This window comes from Clostridium sp. JS66 (assembly GCF_033561535.1).
Classification (GTDB): domain Bacteria; phylum Bacillota; class Clostridia; order Clostridiales; family Clostridiaceae; genus Clostridium_AM; species Clostridium_AM carboxidivorans.
Map to the genome: position 1 here is coordinate 4,410,693 of NZ_CP131467.1, position 25,295 is coordinate 4,435,987.

Here is a 25,295-nt window from a genome sequence, read left to right on the forward strand (position 1 = left end):
ACTATAAATTCTTAATGAACCAATTTACAACTTCATTAAAATAATTTTTAGTATTATAAGTTACAGCTTCCATTCCTTTTAATGATGAGTCATATAAAACTTTGTTACTTGTATTAGTCACTTTAAAACTTTTAAACACTGCATCATATACATCATCTGCAATGTTTCTTTGACTATAGCCATAATTTCCCCACGCAGACTCAAGAAGGATACTTCCTTCCTTTTCCTTACTCACTTTTAAATCTTCTACTATCTTTTTTCCATCAATAGTTAAAGTTAATTCTTTGCCAACTAATGTTATATCCACTTTTTTACTTCCAAATTCCTTTATATCAATTTCTCTATTGTTTTTACTTAAAGTTGATAAATACAACACATTTTTAGTTCCATTTGAATTTTCAATAACACTAATTGTATTGTTAATAAGCTGAACACATATACTACTGCTTCCATCCTCATTGGATCTTAAATATATAGACTGGGAACCTATTATATTTCCATTAAGCAGTGTTGATACTTTAATGTCTTTATAATTTTGGCTGTTTGCAAGCTTTATGAGTCCTTTTTCCTTTGGCTTAGATGTTAATATGATTTTATCGTCTACGAACTCTGCTTGTCCTTTTATCTTCTCGAATTTTTTAGCTTTTTCTCTATCTCCTACTACAAATTTAACATCTTTTTTGGTATCATCCCAAATTCTCATTAATAAATGATTGGTACTCCAATAAGCCTGTGGTTGAATTCTTGTTAGATCATAAATAGAACTGTCTGGCAAATTCAATGAATATCCTTCCCTATTAAAATTCATACTAAAAGTTTTTTCAATCCATTTACCATTTATCTCACTAACTTTATCATTAGTTCCAAACTTTCCTGTATTTGAATGCATCAGTGCATATAAAGTTGGTACATATCCTATATCTTTATTGTATATATTTGATAAGCTTTTATAATCATTATCAATACGCTGCTTCATTTCATCATAGCTTTCCAAAGGTATTCCATTTTCATCTCTAATATAATCCATAAGGTAATGATTATATTTTCTATTGACTTTAGGAGCCTGCTTTGAAAATTGAACTGAATCTAAATTTCCTAAGTAATTTGAATTTTTATCAAAAACATTTATAAATTCTAATCTATACCCATTAGTACCTAATTCCCAATAAGAACTATTTTTTAACTTCAACAAATCTTTAGGCATTAAAAATTTAGGATCATTTTTTGAAAATTTATCTGCATAGGTCAGCATTGTAGCTTTATAGTTATATTTTTCTAAAATTTTTTGAGAAAATATTGCTGTATCTGTTCTTCCATCCTCAAACAACAGAAATAACGATTTTTCAGGCAGTGCCTTTCCCTTTTTATAGTAATCCAATATGTCCTGCTGAGTTATAGTTACATATCCATTATCCTTTAATGCTTTTAATTGTTTTTCTAAAGCATCAGTACTTATTAGTGTATCATCCCCAATTCTATCTACACCAAAATAGGATATTGAGATAAAACCACTCTTTCTGCTTTTAGAAACAATATTTGAACTATAGGGTTTATATGTTGAAATTGTAAACAGTGCTTTTGCAATAAATATTAAAACTGCACATAAAATTATTCCTTGAAATATGCTTCTTATTTTCTTAATTCTATCTTTTCTTTCTGAGGAGAATTCTTTACTTTTCAACTGCATTCTCCCCCTGTTTTGTTAAAATATTAAATACTTTTCTCTTTTTTCTTTCAGCTTCTATGTCACTTGGAGTCATTCTTGTTCCCCAAGTGGATTTCCAGAAGGTTACCCAAGCTATAGGCATTTGCCAAAGCAGCACAGCTTCATAATAAATACAAAATAGCATTCCAAAAATCCAGGTAGTACTTTTTCTAAAGAACATTTGAGCAAAGCTCATCATAAGTGACATCATTAAAAGTCCTACAAGAAATGTAGTAGGAAATATTTTATGTACAATAGGTACGTATATTAAATTATAAATAACTATTACAGGTGCAGCAATAGGAACACATACTCCCATGTAAAAGAAAGTAGCCATAAAGGGTTCTTTTTTCCACATAAACTTTCCTGCAATAATTGACTCCCTTAGCCAGGACCTTTTCCATCTCATTTGCTGTTTAAGAAATACTTTATAGTTGTTAGGTACAATAGTGGAACAAATTGCTGTATCCTGATAACTAGTCCTATGTCCATTTAATACAAAATTAGTCATAGCCCTATCATCTCCAAAGGTTGCCCTTTGACCTAAAAACTTTTGATTTATCCACCCATCCATATTGTCCATAACTATTTGTTTTCTATAACATGAAAGTGGTCCTGATAAACATGTAACTGCATCAAAATAAGCCTCTGCTGCTTTCATAATTCTAAAAGCAATATAATACCTAACAGACTGCATTTTAGTCAAAGTGTTTGTAAAAGTATTTGCAACATCTGTCCTACCTGATACTCCACCCATTTTAGGATCTTTAAAGGGCTGAACCAAATTTCTTATTGCAAAGGGATCTAAAAAGCTATCTGAATCAACAAATACTACTAAATCATGCTTTGCATTTAAAACACCTCTACATAAAGCATCTCTTTTTCCCATGTTTTTTTCTTGAACAAAATATTTTACTCTATTTGCAGCTTCAAATCTTTCTGCTTCATTATTTAGCTTATTTAAGGTGTTTCTTATCTTTTCTACAGATTTATCATTTGAACAATCATCTACAACTATAACTTCAAGCTTATCAATAGGATAATCTTGATTAATACAGCTTAAAATTGTATTTTCTATCCATTCCTCTTCATTAAAGCAAGGAATAATAATTGTTACACCTGGAGTATAACCAATATCCATAGGCATAGGCTTGTACAAAACTCCAAATAAATACCTACTTAATAAAAATACAGCTGCAATAATACTATATAGATATATCCACTTATTAAATTCAAAGTAAATAATACTTTCTGCTCTCATTAGTATGATAAATATACTTATAAACAATAATAATAAGCTGGAAGAAGCTAATACATATCTATCCTTTTTTCTACCAGAATACTCAGATAAACTTTCCAGAAATTCTATACCACATACTATCCTCCCATCTGCATTAATAGTATCTCTAACCTTTTTGCCATTAATATTAACATTCATTTCATACCCTTCTGGCATAGCACCTGGCAGTACTTTAAATTTTAATTTAATATTGTTAGCCTTACTGATCATGTTTAATTGTTTCTTATCCTTTACTTCTAATAAAATTGCCGTAGTTGAAACATCTATGGATTTAGCTTTAAAACTGCTAATTGCCTTGTGTTTTTCACATATTACTTTAACATCAGTTTTCATTACATATCTTATTCCAGCTTTTTTACTTTTTATAAACAAGTTAGGGTCATCACTATAATCTTCTATTACCTTTTTTCCTCTTCTGTCAACTGTGGTTCTTATAGCTTCTTTATCTGGAACATTTGCTAATAATCTTCTATCCTTACGGGGATTTAGCAGGATATCACTTTCTTCACTTTCGTCTTTTTTCAATTTCTTTTGTGTAAGCATTTCTAAAACTCCTAGTTTGATAAGGCATCTTCAAAAAATAATAAGTCCGGATGCCTAAAATTACTTTTCTAAATAATCACTTAATTTTGCAATTTTATATTTTTCTCCGTACACTCCTTTTTCATTGTTAGTTAAAAATATGTCCAAAGCTTCTGCAGTATAATAAGCTTGGTCATTCATATGCATTACCACTATATTTCCTTTATTTTTAACTAGTCCTTGCTGTATATACTTAACTAAATCTTGTGCTGAAGCTTCTGCATAGTCATGAGTTGAAACATTTCCACTAATAGAATATTTATAGCCACTTTCAAATACAGCAGCCAATCCTTCCCTTTTTAAAAGCAACGTAGGTGGTCTAAAATACGGCCTGATTGAATCCAAATCTCCTATAACACTATTCATAACATCATAAGCTTTAACTAGAGATTTTCCAAGTTCTTCTCTATTAGTTCCCAAAAGTTCATGATTATAATTATGGCTTCCAATATCATTGCCATTTAAAGCAATTGTTCTAAGTAAGTTTGGATTAACATTTGACATACCACTATTAATATCAACATTTTTTGCTATTGCAAAAAACGTTCCATGTACTTTATGTTTATTTAATACATCTAATATTTCATTTACTACTGGATCTCCCCCCCAGTCATCAAAAGTAAAAAATATAACATTTTTACCCTTTGTATCAATGGTTCCACTTTTATCAATAAATGATTTTTCTTCTTCAGTAAAATCACTTACGTCTACATCTACATTACCTATATAATTAGTTTTCATCATTTTTAGTGCATCTTCATAACTTCTTTTTTTCATAGAAATTGAATTTCCTATAATATTGTATCTACCAAACTGTGATGAAGTTTCAAAAGTTTTCTGTAAATTGTCTAATGTTACTAATGAGTATCCTAATGGTTTTTGCTCTAAATTATAAGAGTTGGATTTTTCATTGTACCTGTTAATATAACCATTTTCAACATAATTTTTAGTTAATATATCAACCATATTGGAAACAACATTATCATTTTTAAACAAGTTTGAATCTAATCTAAAATAAACTATCTCTCCCTTTCTAAGTGACATATATGAATTTACATTAAAATAACTAGGCACGATATCTTCAGCACTCATATTTTTATATTTATTAATAGTAGGCGATTTTGAATAAGTAAATAATTCATAATTCTTAAGAGAAGAAATATTAGTTACTGCTGATAAGGCTTGTTGAATTTGTGGATTATCATATCCATATCCAGCCATATATGCATTTGTAACTATTCCTTTATCTTTTAGTAACTTATCTACTTCATATATTTCTTTACAAATTTCTTCTGGTGATTTATTTAATAAAGCTGCACTTGTTGTTATCCCACCATTGCCAATTTCATGTCCTTTATTTAGTATCTTATTTATCCTATCTGGGTACTTTAATATTTCATCCTTTGTTACAAAAAATGTCCCCTTAGCATTAACCCTATCAAGTTCTGTAAGTACATTATTCAAGCTAGTTTCATTACTTAATCCTCTAAAGGTATAAGCCAAAGCCTTTTGAGTAGTATAAAACTCTGATACCACAGGAGCTTGTCTTTTATTGTTTTTCTCTAGTAATTCCTTAAAATTTATTAAGTCTACATTATCTTTGATGTTGTTGCTGTCTTTAGTTTTATTACCTTCTACTTTATTTCCCAATGTATTATTTTTATTAGATTTAGTCTTCAATGTATCTTTTTTAATATACTTACTAGCTATTGTATCCTTTATTCTTTGAAGCTTATTGTATCTTTCAACATTTGGCAGCTCAGATACTTTATAAGCAGTCTTTTTCTGTTCATCCATTGATTTTAAAAGCCATTCTACAGTTTCTACAATATTGTCCTCTTTTTGCTTTTCACTTTTTTCCTCACTCATACCAATCTTGTTATCTATATTCACATTGGCCTGTTTATCTATTGCAGGTTTCTCTTCTTTTCCTTTATATTCAGTACTATCAAGAACCCCTTCTAATTTTATAGAAATTATGGTTCCTCTTTTTAAACTATTCACATACCTATACACTTGATCATAGTTTTTAAAACTTTGATAGTTTAAATAATGATTACTGTCAACCACATATTTATTCCCTGATGCATAAGCTGCCTTCAATATACTGTCATTGTAAACTGTGGAATTACACTTTAGCAAAACAGACTCTCTTCCAGTTATAGTTTTTAAAATCTTATTAGTTCTGCAAAAATCCGTAACTAATTCCTTTGAGGACAGCTTTTCCATATTTTTGGTGGAAGATAAAGTTCCACTTCCTATATCATGTCCAGATTTTTGAATCATTTTCACTATACTGGAATCCTCAGCTGCTTCAATTCCAGGAACAAAAAATGTTGCTTTAATTCCATACTCATCTAACATAGTTACTATTTTATTCATAGTATTCTTATCACTAAGACCTTCAAATGATAAACTTACCACATTTGCTGATGCATCTACATTTGTTATAACGTCTGCCTTTTTACTGTTATTTAATGAACTCATTGCTTTTTTTATTTCTTCTGATGCATCATACTTGCTCTTTTTACTTATAATCATTTTTCCTGAACTTGTATTAACCTTGTAATTTTTATATGTATAAACACCTATACAAATACTTCCCACCAAAATTATAATAAAGATATTCTTTCTTTTCATAATTCACCTTTCAATTACAGCTTAACCTCAAAAATAATAAAGATATAAAAAAATCGACCAAATAAATATTCGGCCGGTTGCACTAATAACTCCCTATATACAAAGTGCCCAAATTAAGTATATAGCTCATAATTTCCAAGACATAGTAAATTATTTTAATTCGAAATTAATTATATATTGCAGTGTTATAATTTGTCAATATATATATGATTATGTTGTTTTAAGGCTAAATTTTTTAATTATATTAAAATACGAAACCATTGTAATATTAATTGTTATTAAGCAATTTATTTGCTTAATAACAGGTTCAAAAAAAGTAAATTATAATAGCCTTTCTTTTTACGTCAGATTAAATAATCTGACACAAAAAGAATAAGATTATTTAATCTGACTATAATTTAAAAATATAAAAAAATTTTATAGGACTGAAAAAAAGTGATAGAAATAATAAAGATGCCTTACGGCATAAGAAAATATAATAAGCTTAATAAGTATAATAGGTTTCCCATAAAATATGGATGCGAAGCATGCGGATATGAAGGAAAACTATATAGACATGGATTCTACTATAGAAATTTGATTACATTTAACAAAGCTTATAGAGTAGTTATCATTAGATATAGGTGCAAATCATGCCATAAGACGTACTCTCTTATTCCAAGTTTCATAATACCTTATAGACAATACACCTATCATGTTATATTAACTTGCCTTATTATTATGTTTAAATTTAATTACTCATTTAGCAAAATTATTAAGTTTGTTAACTCTATAAATTGTATGTTATCCATAAACAAAACTCATTTATCATTTTGGAAAAGCAGACTAATAACTTCTTTAACGGCTATTCGCCTATTTTTTGCACAACTTAAAATATTTTGCCCTGATACCAAAAATGTTTTTCCATCCAATTTACTTACAATGATTACTGATTTTTCACGTTTAAGATATGATTTTAATTTAAGATTTTTCTTAGATATGCCTAAATATTTTTTCTGTAAACCTTAATTACAGAAGCTTTAGTTTTTTTGCCCTTTATCAAATTAAACACTTCTTATTTTTTTAATGCTTATTTACTTAAAACTTGTCTCAACTTTTAAATTTTATTTTGAAGTTCTTATATTTTTCCACACAACTTTTAACGGTTAAGGCTGATTATTGAGGTACATAATTAAAAATGAAAATAAACTCAAAGTTGAAGGAGGCATTTAATTATGATATCTCATGAATTAAGCCAAAAAATAGCTCTGTTTAGATACTCTCTAATTGCACCTATAATCACTAATACTTTTACTCAATCTTCTGTTAAAGAATATTTATCAGAAATTGCTGCTAAATCTTATACTATGCCTAACGGCGGAAGAAAAGAGTATTCTCCGGCTACAATTAAAGGTTGGTTAACCTTATATAGGAAACATGGTATAGACGGTTTATATCCTAAAACAAGAGATGACAAAGGTTGTTCAAGAAAAATTTCGCAAGAAACAAAGCAGTTCATTATAAACTGCAAAATTAATTCCCCCAAAAAAACTGCTAAACATATATATCATGAAGTTATTGCCAAAGGATTTGAAAATGAAAACAATATATCTCTTTCTACAATAACTAGATTCATAAAACAGGCTAATATAGCACCTCAAAAGCTGGCGCCTCAAGATAGAAGAGCCTTTGAATTTGAATATGCGAATGAATGTTGGCAGTCTGATGTATCTGTTGGACCTTATCTCACTATTCAAGGCAGAAAATATAAAACTTATATTATAGCTTTCCTTGATGATGCTAGTAGGCTTATTGTTGGATGTAAAGTATTTTTTAAAGATGATTTATTGTCTCTTATGGCTGTTTTTAAAGATGCGGTAGCATCTAAAGGTATTCCTAAAAAAGTTTTTGTTGATAACGGAAAGATATATAAAAGTGAACAGTTTCAACTTATATGTGCTTCACTTGGGTCTATTTTAAGCTTTGCTAGGCCATATTCTCCTCAATCGAAAGGTAAAATTGAAAGGTGGTTTCAAACAATGCAAAAACAATGGATGAATTCAATAAACTGGGGTGATTTTAAGTCAATAGACATTTTGAATGAATCTCTATTGACTTATGTTAATCACTATAACAAAACCTTTCATTCATCAATAAATTCTACACCCTTTGATAAATATATGAATAATATTGAAAATTTAAGGTTTGTTTCCTCTAAAAGTGAACTTGATCATTTATTTTTATATAAAGTTCAACGTACTGTTAAAAATGACTCCACAGTATCCATAGGAACTAAATTATTTGAAGTTCCATTAAAGTATGTAAGAGAAAAAATAAATATTCGTTATGATCCTACTTCACTTGATAAAGCATACATCTTCTCTGAAGATGCTAAGCTTACAGATACTATTTTCCCACTAAAAAAAATTGATAACTCAAAGGTTAGAAGATCTAATAATGATTCTGTTGATTTTTCTGCCTTTAAAGCTAACTAACCGGAGGTTGATATTATGTATAAAACTTTTTATGGGTTAACCTTTGACCCATTTGATAAAAATATTGATTTAACACACAGCTTTAAATTCCAAGACTTTAATCACGCATTAAGCAGATTAGAATTTTTAAAATCTGTTTTGGGCATTGGTGTACTTACTGGTGAACCCGGAGTAGGTAAGTCTTTCCTACTCCGTTATTTTGTAAATTCACTCAACCCCAATTTATATAAATGTATATATATTCCTATTTCGACCTTAACGGTCATGGATTTTTACAGAGCTCTTTGTGATGGTCTTGGAATAATTCCTGCCTGTAAAAAAGTTACTATGTTTAAACAAATACAGGAAGCTATATACACTTATAGTCATAGTAAAAATATAACCCCAGTCATTATATTAGATGAATGTCAGTTTTTAAGCAATTCCATCCTTGATGATTTAAGAATTATATTTAACTTTAATATGGATTCAAAGAATTATGCTATGCTAATTCTTTCAGGTCAACCTAACTTTTTACTTCAACTCAGCAGACAAATTCATGAAGCGCTGCGCCAGCGAATTTTAATGAATTATTGCTTACGAGGGCTAACGCCAGAAGAATGTAAACCCTACATAATTTCAATGCTTAAAGCCGCAGGCTGCATAGAACCTATTTTTACTGATGATGCATTTGAACTTATGTATTCAACCACAAATGGCTCTATAAGACCTTTAAATTCTCTAACGAGAATGTGTCTTATTTCTGGTGCTAATCAAAAACTTTCCTCTATTAATGCTGAAATAGTTTATAAAGCTCAAAGCGAAATTGACCTTACAATTTAATTTTAAACACTGCTTACTTGGCAGTGTTTTTTTATACCTATATTAATTGTCTAATTTTCATATTTTATACATTGTGGATATTGTGAAGAAAGGTTGATTTAATTTGACTTTTTACATATTTTTTTCTATCGTAAGATTATTTAATCTGCATTTTTACCATATTATTACTTAATTTAGGTTGAAATAATTTGACTTTGAATAGCTTAAATAATTTGACGCGTAACAATTAATTTCAAAACTTGTTTTCATTGATTCAAACTAAAAAAGCAAGGAGCTGATTTTTTTTAAACTCCTCACTTTTTTTCATTATGATATTACTTGTTTTTATGAAATCTGTTTTTATTCCCTTTAAAGCCATTTTTAATTTTTGAAATCATAAGTCCTCCTAATATACCACCAAGTATAATTCCCAATATAAAAATCAAAAAAATATACTTAGTTAACTGCGATACTGACATAAATATTTTTGCGTCCATAAAAACCCCTTCTAAGGAAAATTAATAACCACTAATATAATATTCAAAATACTTCTAATTTATCAATATCCCAGTATATATAAATGACTTATCTATAATTGACTTCTTATCTTTTACTTATTCTTTTCTCAAAATATCTACTGTGTGTGCGCTTGCTCCCAGTAACTCTGGTCTTTCGCAGGTAGAAAAATGATACTTAAGAAAAATTTGAAATGTATCTTCATCCATAGCATTCAAAACAGGCCTCATATAATCAGCTGGTCCATCTGCTGCAATTAATTTTATTCTTTTAAGTTTTACTTCTTCATTTAACTTATTAATATCTTCAATTCTTACATAATCATATAAATCTATTGGTTCGGATATAACATGAAAATCATCAGTAAGTTTGCCATTATCAATACATTCACGAATATTATTTTCCTTAAAACCATAGGTTATTACACTATATTCATTCATACAATACGCTACTAAAATGAAACCTCCAGTTTTGGTTACTCTTTTTGCCTCTTGAAGCGCTTTTACTTTATCCTCAAATTGATATAAATGATACATAGGTCCAAATACCAAAGTCATATCAAAAGTATTTTCTGAAAACCTTGATAAATCCAATGCTGTTCCATGATATGCTTTTACTGCACTTCCTTTTGACTTTAAAACACCTAGATTGTGTTTCACAAGTTCAATTGCAGTAACATCATGTCCTTCATTTGCTAATTGTATAGAATACCTGCCTGTCCCTGCACCAACATCTAATATTTTTGCATTCTTGTTGTTTCCTAAATACTCATGAATATATTTCATAGAAGTGATATATTCAACTTGTCCATATTTTCTCGTTAATCTTTTATCTTCACAAAATTTATTGTAGTATTTTTCTAATTCCATTGTCATCTCTTATGTTCCTCATCTATTATTATATTTAGTAATGATTAAATACAAAAATTATCCTTTACTCATTTAAATTTCCATATTCCAGTCACTACCCTCCTTTTACATTCTAACAAATATTATACTACATTACAGCTAAAAATGGTCAAGCTATTTTCTTCCTTTTAAATCATATAACTCAAACTTGTTCAATATAATAAGAAGGAGTATTGAAAAGGATTTTTATAATTATGAAAAGATTGTTATTAGATTTGATTTATAGATTCAACAATGATGATATTCCTGCTTTAGGCTCCCAACTTGCATATAATTTAGTCCTATCCTTTTTTCCCTTTATAATTTTTCTTATGACACTTATAGGGCACACTTCCTTAAATAATAATGAAATATTACTAGCTTTAAGTAAAATTATGCCGGCAAGTGCCTTCAATCTTATAAGTACTACAGTTTCTGAAGTGATCACCACAAAACACAGTCAGCTCATGTCCTTTAGTTTAATACTTACTATTTGGTCTGCATCTTCTGGTTTTACAGGAATTATAAAAGGTCTTAATAAAGCTTATGGAGTTCCTGAATCAAGGAGCTTCATTAAAGTTAGGCTTATTTCAATACTTTGCACAATTGGAATGGCTTTTATAATACTAATTATGATGTTTTTATTAATATTAGGGCATATCATATGGAAGTATACAGCTTATAAATTAGGTTTTACTCATAGGTTAATTATTTTATGGACATTAACTAGATATTTTATATTTATATCCACTGCTGTATTTATATTTACTTCTCTTTATCGCTATGCACCATGCAAAAGGCTTACCTGGCTTGAGGTTTTGCCAGGTTCCCTATTTGCAATACTTCATCTTATACTTGTATCTACCGGCTTTGCCTACTATGTAAATAACTTTGCTAATTATTCAGTTATCTACGGCAGTATTGGAGCTATAATTGTTCTACTTACCTGGCTTTTTCTAATTTCTATCATTGTTATTTTGGGTGGAGAGTTTAATGCCTCATTATATCATGAATGTACTAGTACAAATTCAAAAAAGAATTGAGTTATTTATCATCTAAGGAATTAGAATATCCAATGGCCCATTCACATAAAGTTGATAAAACAGGCAAAAGAGTTTTTCCTCTCTCTGTAAGAGAATATTCTACCTTGGGTGGCACTTGAGTGTAAACAAATCTATTCACTAATTGATCTTCCTCCAGTGCCCTAAGCTGCTGAGTAAGCATTTTTTGAGTAATACTAGGCAAAGTTTTCTTCAATTCACTGAATCTCATAGCTTTCCTACCTAAATGCCAGATAATAAGCGGTTTCCATTTTCCGCCTATTATATCTAAAGTTAATTCCATAGAACAGTTATATTCATTACCTTTAAATTTTAACATTCATTATATTTAGTGATGAAATATATATCAAATCATTTGTTATTATACTGACATCACTAAAGTTCACCTCTTTTCTCTCTATGGTATATAAATAGGTACTATACTACTTAAAAGTACCTACTTCCCAAAAATAATAGTACAGTATATAATATCTCTTGTAAAACATTTTACAATATTAATTTAAAAATGCAACATAAATATTAAGTATTTATAAAACATAAAATTTAAGAGGTGAATATTAGTGAATTTAATTAAAGTAAATGAATCATTATGTGTAAAATGCGGAGCTTGTACAAAGGTTTGTCCAACTACAGCTTTATATATGAAAGAAGATGGTCCCAAAAACAATAATAATTCTTGTATTGCCTGTGGACAATGTGCTGCTGTATGTCCTTATGGTGCACTTGATAACATTAAAGCTCCACTAAGTGATCAAGTAGATATAAAAGATTTTAAAGGTTTGGATTCAAAAACTGCTGAATATTTTCTTAGATCACGCAGGTCAATAAGAAGTTACAAAAATACACCTGTACCTTATGAAGAACTATTAAAATTAGTTAATATTGCACGTTTTGCTCCTACTGCCAGTAATTCACAAGGAGTATCCTATATTATCGTAAAAGATAAAAAAATATTGGAAAAATCTACTGAAATAATAGTTAAGTGGATGGAAGATAATATTGAACTTCATTGGAGCTTTTCAAGACATATAAATAATTATAGAAAAAATGGCATAGATTCAATTTTACGTGATGCTCCTCATCTTATACTTGCAACTGCTTCAAAGGATTTTAAAAATGGAAGAGAAAATAGCATTTCTGCATTATCCTATGTGGAACTATTTGCACCTACATTAGGATTAGGTTCTTGCTGGGCTGGATTATTTGAATTTTGTGCATTTTTGAATTATAGACCATTATTAGATTTATTCAATATCCCTAAGGATAAAGTAATCACAGGTGCTCTTATGGTTGGATATCCTAAATACAAATATAAAAGATTAGTAGATCGTAATAAATTAGATGTTACATGTATAGGGTAAGTTTAAATAAAAAAGCTGCTTATGTGATGCTGTCCATATAAGCAGTTTCTTGTACAAAGCAATTAGTTTACAATATAAATTTTTTAATAGCATTTGCCACTCCATCATTATCATTGTCTGAAGTTACATATTGAGCTATATCCTTAAGTTCTTCAATAGCATTTCCCATTGCAACACCAAGACCAGCATAAGTTAACATTTCAACATCATTTGCCTGATCACCTATGCACATTACCTCTTCTTTTTTTATTCCCAACTTATCTGCTAAAACTTTTACACTATAACCTTTATTACAATTTTTATCCATAATTTCCAAAACTATAGGCATAGTTTTCACCACATTATACTCAGTATAAAATTTCTTTGGCAACTCAAGCATTTTTTTGTCTAACAATTCTTCTGTCTGAGAAAATAATATCTTTGTAATTTCATCATTATCTTCAATATCTGATTTAAAATTAATAATTTTAACAGGAGTTCCTACATATTCTTCTTCAAATCTTGTAAATTCACTTTCCTCTGCTGCAATAGGACCTTCATGAGTATACGCAATCATATTAAGTCCAAATTTCTTGCTTAAAGTATGCGCTTTTATGAAATCCCTGCCTCTTAATCCTTTATATGCAACGCATTCAAAATTACTAGTTCTATATATAGTTCCCCCATTATTTGCAATAAGATATTGATTCTCTCCTCTTAAATGAACTTCGTCCAAAAAATTATCCACACCCTTAAGCCCTCTTCCAGATGTTATAACAACATTAACGCCCTTTTCTATGGCCTTTCTAATTGCTTCCTTATTTGCTTTTGAAATAATTCTATTACTATTTAATAATGTACCATCCATATCAATAGCTAATAATTTGTACATATTTTACCTCCCAAGATTTACCTCTACTATTGGTTTATTAGGCACCTTCAAAAAACCAATACTGCACCTAGTTTTTGAAGATGCCTAAACATATAAAATATCACGCTAGGCATTACCCTATTACGCTAAATCATATGGCCTTTAAAACAGTTCTATCAACTAATATCATTTGTTATTATTGTTTATCATTTATTATCATTGTATATCATTTTAAAATTTTATTCAAGATAATTTGTGAATTTTAATAGTAATGTTATAATATTAATCAATAATGATAAACATTAATAATTGATGAGGTGCTTAAATGTTTACTGAAGAACGATTAGAACAAATATTAAGTATACTTAACGAAAATGGTAGGATAAAGGTAAAAGAACTAAGTGAACGATTTAATGTTTCAGAAGGTATGGTAAGGAAGGACTTGCAAAGATTAGAAAGAGATGGTGCTATTCAAAGAACCTATGGCGGCGCTATATTAAGAAGAAGAATTTCTAAAAGCAGTCCTATAACTGCTAGAATGAAGTTGAACTTAAGCAGTAAAAAGCTAATATCTGAGAAAGCCTTTAATCTTATAGAAGATGAAGATGTGATTTTTTTAGAACCTTCAAGTATTGATTTTCTGTTAGCTAAACTAATTGCTAATAGTAATAAAAAGATAACTTTGGTAACTAACATGCCCACAATTCCACCTCTTTTTAATGATAATGAAAATGTTAAGTTGATATGTATAGGAGGAATATATGATAGTAAAGCTGGTGGAATTTTTGGTTCAGAGGCAATTAAAAGTATATCTAAATATACTTTTAATAAAAGCTTTTTAGGGAGCTCAGGTGTAAATTTAATTACTAACAGTGCAGGCACCACTGACTTAGAAGATGGTAATCTTAAAGAAACTGTAATTTCCAACAGTAAAGAAGTATTCTTGCTCATTGAAAAAGAAAAGTTCAATTTAGATAGTATATATAAATTTGCTACTTTAGATGAACTCCATGTTATAATCACTGATTCAGACATTAATGATGATATTAAAGAAAAGTTAAAAAAATTAGATGTGAAGTTAATATAAATCTTTTTGTAAAATATAACTACATTGGTTATACTTATAATATCTTTTTATGAAAGGATGTTTTAAGATGCGTAAAGATTATTTAGAAAAATATTCTCAAATTATTGTAAAGACAGGACTTAATATACAAAATAATCAAACCTTGGTTATAAATTCTCCTATAGAATGTGCTGACTTTACTAGAACAATTTCTGAAATAGCCTATAAAGAAGGTGCTAGAGAAGTAATAATAAACTGGAGAGATGAACTTTCCTCTAAAATAAAGTACTTACATGGAAAAGATGAAATATTTGATGAAGTTCACAGCTGGCAAAAGGATTTATTTGTATGCTGTGCTAAAAAAGGTGCTGCATTTCTTAGTATTTCTGCCTCAGATCCAGAACTTATGAAGGATGTAAATCCTGAGAGAATAATGAGATCTAATAAGGCTCAAAGTGCTGCATTATCTGAATATAGAGAAAGACTTATGGCAGATAAAAATGTATGGTGTGTTGCTTCTGTTCCAACAAAAGCCTGGGCTAAAAAGGTATTTAAGGATGTTTCGGAAGATGAGGCAGTAGAAAAGCTTTGGGATGCTATATTTAAAGCTGTAAGAGCGGATAAAGATGATCCTATAGAAGCTTGGAATAATCACCAGAATAATTTAAAAAAGTCTATGGATTTTCTTAATAAAAGTAACTTTAAATATCTTGTTTATAAAAATTCCATTGGCACTGATTTAAAAATAGAACTTCCAAAAAATCATTTATGGCTTGGTGGTTCATCTTTTACACCAGAAGGTACCGAATTTATGGCTAACATTCCTACAGAAGAAGTATTTACTTTACCTTATAAGTTCGGTGTAAATGGTAAAGTTACAAGTTCTAAGCCTTTAAATTATAATGGCAATCTTATAGAAAACTTTACTCTTACCTTTAAAGATGGAAGGATTGTAGATTTTACTTGTAAAAAAGGCTATGACAGTTTAAAAAACTTAATAGGAACAGATGAAGGTACTCATTACCTTGGAGAAGTTGCTCTTGTACCTTTTGATTCTCCAATTTCAAATTCAAATATATTATTCTATAATACCTTATTTGATGAAAATGCTTCCTGCCACCTGGCTATAGGTGAAGCTTATCCTACTTGTTTAAAAAATAGTGAAAATATGAGTACGGAAGCTTTAAAAAATGCAGGAGTAAATGATTCCTTTGAACATGTAGACTTTATGATTGGTACAAAGGATTTAAGTATTACAGGTATTACAAAAGAAGGTAAAGAAATTCCTGTATTTATAAACGGAAACTTTACATAGTTTTTTCTAAAAATTTAAAAGGGAATGCATAAAATATCCCTTTTAAATTTATTTTATAAATTCTTTAATATTGACCATGTCACACTCCTATTTTATTTAAATTTTTCTATACACCTATCATGAATTTTAGAAAACATAAATACAGCTGACATTGAACCTATTAAAGCAAAAAACATATCCCATTGAGTATCCCACACATCTCCTTGAGTTCCTAAAAAAGCATCTGCTGCAGAACCTGTTACTTCAGCTACCAACCATTCTATAAGTTCATAAGCTGCACTTATTGCCAAACAAATACATATAACAATAAATAGCAGCATCTTACCTTTTTTTAAATAAGCTTTTCTAATTAATATCTCTCTAGAAATAAAAGCTGGTATAAACCCTTGAGCAAAATGCCCTAAGCGATCATAGTAATTTCTACTTAAATGGAAACTATCTTTTATCCAATTAAACAAAGGCATTTCTGCATAAGTATAATGTCCACCTATTAACAATATAATTGCATGAATTAGCATCAAGCCATAAACAAAAGTGGTAAATCTAAATTTTTTATACGTAAATATTATAATTATAATACCTATAATTGCTGGGAAAACTTCTAAAAACCAGGTAAAAGAATCTTTAGGGTAAATAGCAGACCAAATAAATACTATAAAAAATATTATCAAAAACATACTATGTATTTTACTTATTTGTTTTATATTCATATCCATTTCCTTTTCTTCGCTCAAGGCACAAAATATAATGAAAAAATGTAGCTTCGAACGAACTTTTTCTTATATTATAATTTATCATGTACTCTTATATTATCTAAATTTACTTTCTTTTTCAATCTTGTTATATATAAAATAAAAAGTATTACAACTAATATTAGTAAAACTTAATTCTTTGATACTTATCCTGTTACATTCCTATTTTAATTTAAGAATATAATCATTCCCTTCTCCATTAGAACTATTTACTTTAAAATTGCAGTTAGTTAATACTTTATGAGAACCTATATTGCTTTTTAAAACTCTAGCAGTTATTCCCCTGCAGCCTTGAAATTCAGAAGCCCATGTAACCAATGTCCTTAAAGCTTCTGTCATAATCCTCTTCTTTCTATGATTAGGTGAAATACTATATCCCACTTCTGAATAACCATTTTCATCTGGTAGTCCTTTAAATCCAATGAAGCCTATCCCTTTTTCATTATTTTTACTTATAATTAACCAATATGTATACCATTCATGAAATTCTGAATCGATATATTTCATTTTGCTCAATTTCTTTGATACTGCTAATTTAACAGAACTAGATACTGCTTCTATTTCAATATTACTAATGTCATTATCCTTAATATATACCAATTCTTTAAAGGATAATGGCTTTAAAATTAATCTTTCTGATTCTAAAAATTTGCTGTTCAATCTGCCGCCTCCTGATTTAAAGTTTTATTAAATCCCATCATAATATCTTTCTGTTAATATTTATTTTTCTTTAATAAACATATTGTATTTACAATTCATTATATTTTCAATATAATTATAATAAAATATTACATAAATAGCCAACCTAACTATTAAAATGTCAGCTTGACTATTAATTACAAAATTTCAAAGGGGGACTTAGAAATTATGTTAAAAAAGAAAATTAATATTCTATTATCTTTTATTTTAAGCACTTCACTTATACTTTCACCTATTGTTACTTTTGCTGCAAAACCAGCTTTTGCTGCAAAGCCAGACACAGTAACATCAGCAACAGTTAAATCAACTTATACTCAAAAGGACTTAAATGAACAGGAAGTAATGGCACTACTTTGGATGCAGACTTCTGCCGAATACAAAGAACTTTGCTATCAAGCTTATAATGCTGGAAAAATGCAAGTAGATTCAGCTGTTAAAAATCATAAATCAGGTGATAAACCTTTAGCTATAATTACAGACTGTGATGAATCAGTTATAGACAATACTGCTTATGACGCAGGTCATATAGACCACAATACTGCTTATGCCAATGATAGTTGGGGAAAATGGGTTGATGCCGCAAAAGCTGATGCTATGCCTGGTGCTAAAGACTTTTTACAATACCTTTCAAATAAAGGAGTAGAAGTTTTTTATGTTACTAACAGGGATGCTAAAACAGGATTACAAGGCACTATGAAAAACTTAAAAAATTTAGGTTTTCCTAACATAGACGAAAAACATGTTCTTCTTCAAACGGACAAAGGAAATAAACAAGCTAGATTTGATGCCGTTGCAAAAGACTATAATGTTGTATTTTATATGGGCGACAACGAAAATGACTTACCTGTAGATACTTATGGCAAAACTCTACAGCAGAGAAATGATGCTGCAGATAAAAACAAAGATTCCTTTGGAACAAAGTTTATTGCTCTTCCAAACCCATCCTATGGTGACTGGGAACCAGCTGTAGCTTCTGGTTACTGGGGTCTTAGTGCAGCTAAAAAGGATGAATCACGAAAGGGTCAACTTAGAACCTGGAGAGCAGATGGTGCTCCAGCTGTAAAAAGTGCTTCAGCTTCAAACGTTGCTCAACCTCCAGCTGTTCCAACAACAACTACTACTCAAGACACTTATGTTGTTAAACCTGGTGATAATTTATTTAGAATAGGTTTGAAATTCTCTATGGATTTTAGGGCACTAGCTAAAATCAACAACATTTCCAATGTTAATTTGATCTACGTTGGACAAACAATAAAATTATTGCCAAAAACAGTGCAATCAGCTCCAACACCACAGCCAACTCCTGCTGCTTATTCTCAAAAGGATTTAAACGAACAGGATGTAATGGCATTATTATGGATGCAAACTGCTGCAGAATATAAAGAATTATGTTATCAAGCTTATAATCTAACTAAAATGCAAGTAGATGAAGCTCTTAAAAATCATAAATCAGGTGATAAACCTTTAGCTATAATCACAGATTGTGACGAAGCAGTTATAGATAACACTGCTTATGATGCAGGTCATACAGGCTATAATGATGCTTATGCTAACGATAGCTGGTCAAAATGGGTTGATGCAGCAAAAGCTGGTGCTATGCCTGGTGCTAAAGATCTTTTACAATACCTTTCAAGCAAAGGAGTAGAAGTATTCTATGTTACTAATAGGGATGCAAAAAACGGAATGCAAGGAACTATGAAAAACTTGAAAGATTTAGGCTTCCCTAATGTAGATGATAAACATCTTCTTCTTCAAACAGATAAGGGCAATAAACAGCCTAGATTTGATGCTGTTGCAAAGGATTATAATGTTGTAACTTATATGGGCGATAATGAAAATGATATGCCTATAGGTACTTATGGCGTAAGTTTAGATCAGAGAAACGCTTCTGCAGATAAAAATAAAGATTCCTTTGGAACTAAATTTATTGCTCTTCCAAATCCATCCTATGGCGACTGGGAACCAGCTGTTGCTTCTGGTTACTGGGGACTTAGTGCACAGCAAAAGGATACTGCAAGAAAGGCTAAACTTAGAACTTGGAGAGCAGATGGAACTAACTAAAGAAATGAGGGATTTTAATGAGTTTTTTAGGAACAAAAAAGTTATACAGAATTGAAATTACAGAAAGATGTTATTACGCTCCTCTATATGGAACAGGTACTGCAATGCCATCCTTTGAATCAGTTGAAAAAAGTGGCAATTTCGGTTCAATCCCTAAAGGAATTACAGGATGGATAGTTGAAAAGTTAGGAAAAAAATATTTCAGGCCAGACGAAAACCAAGAAGGAATAGAATTATTTACACCTGCAAATCAGCCAATTGTTTTAATTCCTTATGGTAAAATAGATGGTCATTATAAAAAAATATAAAGACTAAATAATTATATAAAAACCAATTGTAAATACTTTATATTTGCAATTGGTTTTTATATTACATTGATACTACTAACCTAGTTACTAAAGGTATAAATTTATCTTTATCCCACTTTAAAATAGATTCTACATAACCTAATGTATCTGCATTATAAATTCCTATTATTCTTTGATCCGTTAAAAGTTTAAAAACCTCAGATCCATTTATGCTTAAGGGTGAAAGATTAGAAAGAAACAATACCCCTGCCACTGTAGGCTCTTTAAGAGTTCCATCTTTATTATAGAGTTTGGACAAATACTCCTCATTTCTTATGGACTTAAGATCTATTATTCCTTTCAAATCCTTATTTTCTGATTTTACACTTACTCTATAAAAATTTTCATATACAGCATTATATACATTTTCAATACTAAATTTATCATAATCAAAAACAAGTTCTGCTGCATTTCTTTTAAAGGAATAAATATAATTAAAATAATATCCTCCACTGCCTCCTGAGGCTATAGATAAAAATACATATGGTATGCTACTTTTTTCATCAAACCTTCCTATAAATAAATTAGGCTCATAACCTGAATTTTCTTTTGGCTTTACTTTTATATTCAATCCCGTTTTTTCATTTTTTACAGTAAGAGTTATATCTTCTATAAAACCATTTTCTCCATAAGGTTTCTTTCCTGTAATTATTAAAGTTTCAATATAACCATCACCATTCACATCTGCAAATTTTTTATCTATAATATATACTTTATCTTTATTTTGTATCAAATTCTCAGGAAATCTAAAAAACATATATGCAGCTCCATAATTATTAATTCAATATTATTTTATTAGTACTTTAATCTGTTGTGCTTGTTAAATTTCAAAGTCATTAAAAATCTATGTCACCTACTTATAAGTCTTTTGTACATTGGTTTGAAGAAAATAATCAATACGAAATCACAGGAATCACCCGACAAGTATGCCATAAGGGTCCTTGTAATGAAACTAATTTATTTTCTAATAGCAAGACAATAATTCACATTATCAAAAGCTGTCATTTGATGATTTGGATTCTCCTTATTATATTTTGTAAAGTACTGCTCTGTTATTTCATTAGGTGTCAAATGTTCATAAATCATGAAATTACTTTCGGACAATAGTTTCTCCAATTCCATATAAGAATAACTTCCAAGCATTTTTTCATTTGAAGCACCAGCTAGTGCTGCTTGTATTTTAGCTCGTTTTCCTGCTTTATCTGTATATGCCTTCTCATCATTATAATCAAAAACAATACTACTACCTTTTGGTATAAAGCCTGAAATTATATTAAGTGTTTCTGCAAATACCTGTTTAGACAAATAATAACTTATTCCAAGCAAACTACAAAAGCTAATTTTTCTTTTGTCAAATTCTATACATTCAAGTAAATTACTTTGCCAGTTATTTTCCCTAAAATCCGCAGACAGATAATGTAGATTTGTTGGTTTTTCTGATACCACTGATTTAATACGTTTTTGCTTGTCTGCAGCAGTAGCAAGATGATCAATTTCAAAAATTTCAATTTTTGATGCCCAATCATATTGGCGATATGCAAATGTATCATATCCAGCTGCAAAAATTAAATACTGTTTTGCACCATTTTGTACAGTATTTTTAAGTAATCCTTCCGCAAATGCTCCTCTACTCAATGGAGTTGGTGATAATTGATTATCAACGACCCACCTCAAAGCTTCCTCCTGTGTACCTGAAAAAGATGGATTAAAAAAAGATATTCCTTTTGCCATATTATTTGCTATTTCTTCATATTCATCCTCCGTCAATATTTTCTTTGCCAAATAATCATCAAATATTTTCTCTGAATTTTGTGTTGAATGGTATGCCCTTGAAAATGCACTTACTAGTGCTGTTATGCTTTTTTGTTCCATAAAATTATCACCTCTAATAATATATACAACACCTGCAACAACACTGCAATACTTGACTTTTTATCCATTTTGTGGTATAATAATGACATAAAGAATGAAAAGTTTACAAATTCGTTACATTTATCGTGGCGTTTTTTTATAGAATAATATTCTACTTCAATACTCTTCTTCCTCCACTAAAGTCAGAATGTAATGGAGAAATCTTAACTACATCTCCCGTATGTGGTGCATGAATCATACATCCATCACCTACATATATTCCAACATGATGAGCTGGTGATCCAAAGAAAACTAAATCCCCTGGTTGAAGCTCGCCTCTTGGTACATAAGTTCCTTGCTGTTGCTGCTGATCGGCTACTCTTTCCAAACTTATTCCAAAGTGTGCAAAAACATAACAAGTGAAACCAGTACAATCAAAAGAGCTTGGACCATTTCCTCCCCATTCATAAGGCACTCCTTGAAAAGTTGATGCATATGCAACTACTGCACTAGCTGATGATGATCCTCTTGACAATGCTGGTGATGCTGCACTATATTTTTCAACTTGACTTTGAGCATTTGCATCTTTAAGAGCTTTTTCTTTAGAGTCTAAGCTTGCAATTAAATTTTTTTGCTCACTTTTATTGATATTAAAATTCTCTAATTTCTTTTCATTATCTGATTTTAAAGCTAAAAGCCTATTATTTTCATTATTTAGGGCTTCTTTTTTCTTTGTTATTATATCCTTTTTTTCCTTTAAGTCGTTTATTACTTTTTCATCAAAACCTACTATTTTTCTAATAGTATCCATTCTTGATATGAAATCACTTAAATTATTAGATTCTAATATAACACCTAAATAACTATTTGAACCATTTATGTACATAGTTCTTATTCTTTTATTAAATACATCTTGCTGTCCCTTTATGTTACTTTCTGCATTAGCTAATTCCTGTCCTGTTGCCTTTATATCAGCCGTAGTTTTTTCAATACTTTTTTTATTACCGTCTATTTGCTTCATTATTTCTGTTATCTGGTTGTCCAACTTTTCCACTTTTGTTTCTAAATCTTGTTTTTGCTGTTGAATTTGAGCTATTTGTGGATTATCATTTGATGGTGCTGCTAAAGCAGTTCCATTCATTGTTGCTGCTAATGTTAAAGCAATCACAACAGACAAAGTTTTTTTATTCAATACTTTAACCTCCCTAGTTAAAAACATTTTACATTATTTTTTGTATATTTTTTGTGTCCTAATACATTAGGACATAAAGTTCTACATTTATTGCAGTTATATAACCAATCTCCTTTAGCTGATTGTGCGGCTATATTACTTCTACATAATAACTGATCTACAGTTACACCATTAAGTGCCTTCTTAGGACAATTTTCAATGCATACTTTACACTTATCATAGCAGTAGTTTTTAGCTATCATTGGATCATAATCTACAACTTTATCTATAAGTAGAGCTCCCAAATACATCATATTTCCTAAGTCTTCATTTACCAAAAGAGTGTTTTTCCCAATAACTCCAATACCAGCTAATTCTCCTGCATGTTTTAAAGATAATATGGCCTTTCCATGCTTTTTTTCATTATCCCAATATTCATATGGGTTATCTGCTGGTATCATCACTGCACCCACATGAAGTTTATCCAAATAACAGCATGTATTTACGCATATTCTATCCAGTTCCTTGAAAATCGAGATAGTAACCTGTGTATATACCACTCTATTGCCGCTAAGCATATTTGCTGATGGTGCTCTTTTTGCAAAAACTACTACCGACTTACATTCAGGAAAAATATCTTTTGGATGAAAACCCTCTGGAGCATTTTTAAATCTTTCAATAGGCGCTATACCACATAGATCTGCTCCTAAATCATATAAAATTTTTTTTATTTCATTAGAATTAATCATTATTTATACCTTCTTTTTACTTTAACGCTGCTTTATTGTTAATGTATTGTTTTAACATTTGTAAGCCATTTCTATCTAGTTCCGAAAAGAATTCTAAAAGCTGAACTCGCTTAGGAAGTGAAGCTTTCACAGTGTTGAAAGCTACTCGTGAGGTTATAACAACATCAACTTTTTGAAGCATCTCTAACAATTGTTTTTTGTTTTCTGCTCCACAAGTTATAATTGTAATATTTTGAACTCCTGCATCCTCAATCGCCTTTTTCATATTCAAAGCTCCATGTGTAGTTCCACATACAATACCAACTTTTGTACCAGAATTTAGCTTTGCAATGCTCATAAAAGCATGAATACGAGGTGCTGCCATAAGTCCAATAACTTCTTTATCTAAAGGCTCAATAATTGCTTTAACATCTTCAACATGATTAAAGCCTGTTATGACAAAATCACAATTTCTTACTACTTCTGAATCTATGTTATCTTGAAGTTTTGACAAAAGACAAATATCAATATTAATACCAAGCTCTTTTATTAAAACATCTCTAAAATACTCTAAATCTTGAATAGCACTTTCTGTGAGCAAGGCTTTTAAACATGGTTGCTTTGAATCAGTTACCCCTAAAACAGTATAATTAAAAATTACTGTAAACAATTCTTCTGGTTTAAAGCCTAATTGTTTTGTTTTTTCTATAGTTTCCTCAGCAAGTGTTAATAATTCCTTGTTATGTCTTTTAGTATTATATTCATTAATATTGTCAGAAACATATGTACCTTGTCCCCTTTTACCCACCAATAACCCCTCCTTTTCTAATTCTTTATAAGCTGAAATTACTGTATTACGATTTATTTTTAGAAGTTTTTCTAATTCCATTGGCGAAGGAACTTTTTCACCAGCTTGTAACATACCACTTAATAAAAAGTATTTTATTTGTTCTTTTAACTGTTGATATATAGGAAAATCTACTTTTTTATTAATACAAAATTTCATTTACATACCCCTTTCTAGTTTAAATTTATCTTTAATTAATATTTTAAATTACATAGTTTAATATAAAACTATTAAACTATGTATATAATAATGGAAATTTCAAGCATTGTCAATGCTATTTT

23 protein-coding genes and 1 riboswitch are annotated in these 25,295 nt (G+C 29.6%); of the genes, 9 read left to right on the forward strand and 14 right to left on the reverse strand.

All coding sequences use genetic code 11. The annotated features are described in order from the left end of the window. Nucleotide 1: 1 nt before the first annotated feature. From Q6H37_RS20470 to Q6H37_RS20480, 3 genes are read right to left on the reverse strand one after another with little or no spacing between them, the layout of a single operon-like run. A complete protein-coding gene (locus Q6H37_RS20470; RefSeq protein ID WP_318735976.1) occupies nucleotides 2-1,681 on the reverse strand; it encodes a glycoside hydrolase in 1,680 nt (559 codons plus the stop codon). Beyond that, complete coding sequence (locus Q6H37_RS20475) at nucleotides 1,671-3,548, reverse strand: glycosyltransferase (RefSeq protein WP_318735979.1); 1,878 nt, start codon at nucleotides 3,546-3,548, stop codon at nucleotides 1,671-1,673. Before Q6H37_RS20475 ends, Q6H37_RS20470 begins: the two co-directional genes overlap by 11 nt. 60 nt (nucleotides 3,549-3,608) lie before the next feature. Continuing rightward, nucleotides 3,609-6,227: a polysaccharide deacetylase family protein gene (locus Q6H37_RS20480; RefSeq protein WP_318735981.1), complete on the reverse strand. Its 2,619-nt coding sequence runs from the start codon at nucleotides 6,225-6,227 to the stop codon at nucleotides 3,609-3,611. Nucleotides 6,228-6,289: 62 nt separating this feature from the next. After that, nucleotides 6,290-6,372, reverse strand: a riboswitch (cyclic di-GMP riboswitch). A gap of 308 nt (nucleotides 6,373-6,680) precedes the next feature. On the opposite strand from Q6H37_RS20480, the gene Q6H37_RS20485 reads away from it, so the two are divergent. From Q6H37_RS20485 to Q6H37_RS20495, 3 genes are all read left to right on the forward strand, one after another. Further along, nucleotides 6,681-7,235, forward strand: coding sequence for a DUF6431 domain-containing protein (locus Q6H37_RS20485; RefSeq protein WP_318742904.1), 555 nt, complete (start codon nucleotides 6,681-6,683; stop codon nucleotides 7,233-7,235). A gap of 206 nt (nucleotides 7,236-7,441) precedes the next feature. After that, nucleotides 7,442-8,701, forward strand: a complete 1,260-nt coding sequence (locus Q6H37_RS20490; RefSeq protein ID WP_318734736.1) for a DDE-type integrase/transposase/recombinase — start codon at nucleotides 7,442-7,444, stop codon at nucleotides 8,699-8,701. A gap of 15 nt (nucleotides 8,702-8,716) precedes the next feature. Beyond that, a complete protein-coding gene (locus tag Q6H37_RS20495; protein ID WP_318733562.1) occupies nucleotides 8,717-9,523 on the forward strand; it encodes an ExeA family protein in 807 nt (268 codons plus the stop codon). 314 nt (nucleotides 9,524-9,837) lie between these two features. Here the strand turns inward: Q6H37_RS20495 and Q6H37_RS20500 are convergent, their stop codons facing one another. Then, nucleotides 9,838-9,999 (reverse strand): hypothetical protein, encoded by a 162-nt coding sequence (locus Q6H37_RS20500; RefSeq protein WP_318735983.1) that lies wholly within the window; start codon nucleotides 9,997-9,999, stop codon nucleotides 9,838-9,840. A gap of 117 nt (nucleotides 10,000-10,116) precedes the next feature. Then, the gene (locus Q6H37_RS20505) at nucleotides 10,117-10,893 is read right to left on the reverse strand and encodes a class I SAM-dependent methyltransferase (RefSeq protein ID WP_318735985.1); all 777 of its coding nucleotides are present in this window, start codon (nucleotides 10,891-10,893) and stop codon (nucleotides 10,117-10,119) included. Between the two features lie 227 nt (nucleotides 10,894-11,120). Here Q6H37_RS20505 and Q6H37_RS20510 point away from each other — a divergent pair, with 227 nt between their 5' ends. Then, nucleotides 11,121-11,948, forward strand: coding sequence for a YihY/virulence factor BrkB family protein (locus tag Q6H37_RS20510; RefSeq protein ID WP_318735987.1), 828 nt, complete (start codon nucleotides 11,121-11,123; stop codon nucleotides 11,946-11,948). A 1-nt stretch (nucleotide 11,949) separates the two neighbouring features. Here Q6H37_RS20510 and Q6H37_RS20515 read toward each other — a convergent pair whose 3' ends face one another. Next, a complete protein-coding gene (locus Q6H37_RS20515) occupies nucleotides 11,950-12,285 on the reverse strand; it encodes a helix-turn-helix domain-containing protein (protein ID WP_318735990.1) in 336 nt (111 codons plus the stop codon). Nucleotides 12,286-12,526: 241 nt separating this feature from the next. Between Q6H37_RS20515 and Q6H37_RS20520 the strand changes: the two genes are divergently transcribed. Then, nucleotides 12,527-13,327, forward strand: coding sequence for a nitroreductase family protein (locus tag Q6H37_RS20520; protein ID WP_318735992.1), 801 nt, complete (start codon nucleotides 12,527-12,529; stop codon nucleotides 13,325-13,327). 67 nt (nucleotides 13,328-13,394) lie between these two features. Here Q6H37_RS20520 and Q6H37_RS20525 read toward each other — a convergent pair whose 3' ends face one another. After that, nucleotides 13,395-14,198, reverse strand: coding sequence for a Cof-type HAD-IIB family hydrolase (locus Q6H37_RS20525; RefSeq protein WP_318735994.1), 804 nt, complete (start codon nucleotides 14,196-14,198; stop codon nucleotides 13,395-13,397). 304 nt (nucleotides 14,199-14,502) lie between these two features. On the opposite strand from Q6H37_RS20525, the gene Q6H37_RS20530 reads away from it, so the two are divergent. Beyond that, complete coding sequence (locus tag Q6H37_RS20530; RefSeq protein ID WP_318735996.1) at nucleotides 14,503-15,264, forward strand: DeoR/GlpR family DNA-binding transcription regulator; 762 nt, start codon at nucleotides 14,503-14,505, stop codon at nucleotides 15,262-15,264. A gap of 67 nt (nucleotides 15,265-15,331) precedes the next feature. Then, nucleotides 15,332-16,558: an aminopeptidase gene (locus tag Q6H37_RS20535; protein WP_318735998.1), complete on the forward strand. Its 1,227-nt coding sequence runs from the start codon at nucleotides 15,332-15,334 to the stop codon at nucleotides 16,556-16,558. 92 nt (nucleotides 16,559-16,650) lie between these two features. On the opposite strand, the gene Q6H37_RS20540 is transcribed toward Q6H37_RS20535, so the two are convergent. Together Q6H37_RS20540 and Q6H37_RS20545 are read right to left on the reverse strand one after the other, a co-directional pair. Next, on the reverse strand, nucleotides 16,651-17,268 hold the full coding sequence (locus Q6H37_RS20540; protein ID WP_318735999.1) for a DUF2238 domain-containing protein: 618 nt from the start codon (nucleotides 17,266-17,268) through the stop codon (nucleotides 16,651-16,653). Nucleotides 17,269-17,472: 204 nt separating this feature from the next. After that, complete coding sequence (locus Q6H37_RS20545) at nucleotides 17,473-17,970, reverse strand: GNAT family N-acetyltransferase (RefSeq protein WP_318736002.1); 498 nt, start codon at nucleotides 17,968-17,970, stop codon at nucleotides 17,473-17,475. Nucleotides 17,971-18,177: 207 nt separating this feature from the next. Between Q6H37_RS20545 and Q6H37_RS20550 the strand changes: the two genes are divergently transcribed. Both Q6H37_RS20550 and Q6H37_RS20555 read left to right on the forward strand, forming a co-directional pair. Then, nucleotides 18,178-20,070 (forward strand): 5'-nucleotidase, lipoprotein e(P4) family, encoded by a 1,893-nt coding sequence (locus Q6H37_RS20550; protein ID WP_318736004.1) that lies wholly within the window; start codon nucleotides 18,178-18,180, stop codon nucleotides 20,068-20,070. A gap of 17 nt (nucleotides 20,071-20,087) precedes the next feature. Further along, nucleotides 20,088-20,378 (forward strand): hypothetical protein, encoded by a 291-nt coding sequence (locus tag Q6H37_RS20555; RefSeq protein WP_318736007.1) that lies wholly within the window; start codon nucleotides 20,088-20,090, stop codon nucleotides 20,376-20,378. A 61-nt stretch (nucleotides 20,379-20,439) separates the two neighbouring features. Here the strand turns inward: Q6H37_RS20555 and Q6H37_RS20560 are convergent, their stop codons facing one another. From Q6H37_RS20560 to Q6H37_RS20580, 5 genes are all read right to left on the reverse strand, one after another. After that, entirely contained in the window at nucleotides 20,440-21,174 is a 735-nt protein-coding gene (locus tag Q6H37_RS20560) for a hypothetical protein (protein WP_318736009.1), read from the reverse strand. A gap of 200 nt (nucleotides 21,175-21,374) precedes the next feature. Then, the gene (locus Q6H37_RS20565) at nucleotides 21,375-22,289 is read right to left on the reverse strand and encodes a class I SAM-dependent methyltransferase (RefSeq protein WP_318736012.1); all 915 of its coding nucleotides are present in this window, start codon (nucleotides 22,287-22,289) and stop codon (nucleotides 21,375-21,377) included. Between the two features lie 151 nt (nucleotides 22,290-22,440). After that, nucleotides 22,441-23,460: an NlpC/P60 family protein gene (locus Q6H37_RS20570; protein ID WP_318736014.1), complete on the reverse strand. Its 1,020-nt coding sequence runs from the start codon at nucleotides 23,458-23,460 to the stop codon at nucleotides 22,441-22,443. Between the two features lie 17 nt (nucleotides 23,461-23,477). After that, complete coding sequence (locus Q6H37_RS20575) at nucleotides 23,478-24,188, reverse strand: epoxyqueuosine reductase (RefSeq protein ID WP_318736017.1); 711 nt, start codon at nucleotides 24,186-24,188, stop codon at nucleotides 23,478-23,480. 16 nt (nucleotides 24,189-24,204) lie between these two features. Continuing rightward, entirely contained in the window at nucleotides 24,205-25,173 is a 969-nt protein-coding gene (locus Q6H37_RS20580) for a GntR family transcriptional regulator (protein ID WP_318736019.1), read from the reverse strand. Nucleotides 25,174-25,295 lie beyond the last annotated feature (122 nt).

Coding starts and splice junctions, on each gene's coding strand:
- Q6H37_RS20535 (WP_318735998.1), top strand. CDS start 15,332: ATGCGTAAAGATTATTTAGAAAAATATTCTCAAATTATTGTAAAGACA.
- Q6H37_RS20540 (WP_318735999.1), bottom strand. CDS start 17,268: ATGAATATAAAACAAATAAGTAAAATACATAGTATGTTTTTGATAATA.
- Q6H37_RS20555 (WP_318736007.1), top strand. CDS start 20,088: ATGAGTTTTTTAGGAACAAAAAAGTTATACAGAATTGAAATTACAGAA.
- Q6H37_RS20560 (WP_318736009.1), bottom strand. CDS start 21,174: ATGTTTTTTAGATTTCCTGAGAATTTGATACAAAATAAAGATAAAGTA.
- Q6H37_RS20580 (WP_318736019.1), bottom strand. CDS start 25,173: ATGAAATTTTGTATTAATAAAAAAGTAGATTTTCCTATATATCAACAG.
- Q6H37_RS20490 (WP_318734736.1), top strand. CDS start 7,442: ATGATATCTCATGAATTAAGCCAAAAAATAGCTCTGTTTAGATACTCT.
- Q6H37_RS20480 (WP_318735981.1), bottom strand. CDS start 6,227: ATGAAAAGAAAGAATATCTTTATTATAATTTTGGTGGGAAGTATTTGT.
- Q6H37_RS20530 (WP_318735996.1), top strand. CDS start 14,503: ATGTTTACTGAAGAACGATTAGAACAAATATTAAGTATACTTAACGAA.
- Q6H37_RS20495 (WP_318733562.1), top strand. CDS start 8,717: ATGTATAAAACTTTTTATGGGTTAACCTTTGACCCATTTGATAAAAAT.
- Q6H37_RS20485 (WP_318742904.1), top strand. CDS start 6,681: ATGCCTTACGGCATAAGAAAATATAATAAGCTTAATAAGTATAATAGG.
- Q6H37_RS20475 (WP_318735979.1), bottom strand. CDS start 3,548: ATGCTTACACAAAAGAAATTGAAAAAAGACGAAAGTGAAGAAAGTGAT.
- Q6H37_RS20565 (WP_318736012.1), bottom strand. CDS start 22,289: ATGGAACAAAAAAGCATAACAGCACTAGTAAGTGCATTTTCAAGGGCA.
- Q6H37_RS20525 (WP_318735994.1), bottom strand. CDS start 14,198: ATGTACAAATTATTAGCTATTGATATGGATGGTACATTATTAAATAGT.
- Q6H37_RS20575 (WP_318736017.1), bottom strand. CDS start 24,188: ATGATTAATTCTAATGAAATAAAAAAAATTTTATATGATTTAGGAGCA.
- Q6H37_RS20510 (WP_318735987.1), top strand. CDS start 11,121: ATGAAAAGATTGTTATTAGATTTGATTTATAGATTCAACAATGATGAT.
- Q6H37_RS20500 (WP_318735983.1), bottom strand. CDS start 9,999: ATGGACGCAAAAATATTTATGTCAGTATCGCAGTTAACTAAGTATATT.
- Q6H37_RS20515 (WP_318735990.1), bottom strand. CDS start 12,285: ATGTTAAAATTTAAAGGTAATGAATATAACTGTTCTATGGAATTAACT.
- Q6H37_RS20505 (WP_318735985.1), bottom strand. CDS start 10,893: ATGACAATGGAATTAGAAAAATACTACAATAAATTTTGTGAAGATAAA.
- Q6H37_RS20550 (WP_318736004.1), top strand. CDS start 18,178: ATGTTAAAAAAGAAAATTAATATTCTATTATCTTTTATTTTAAGCACT.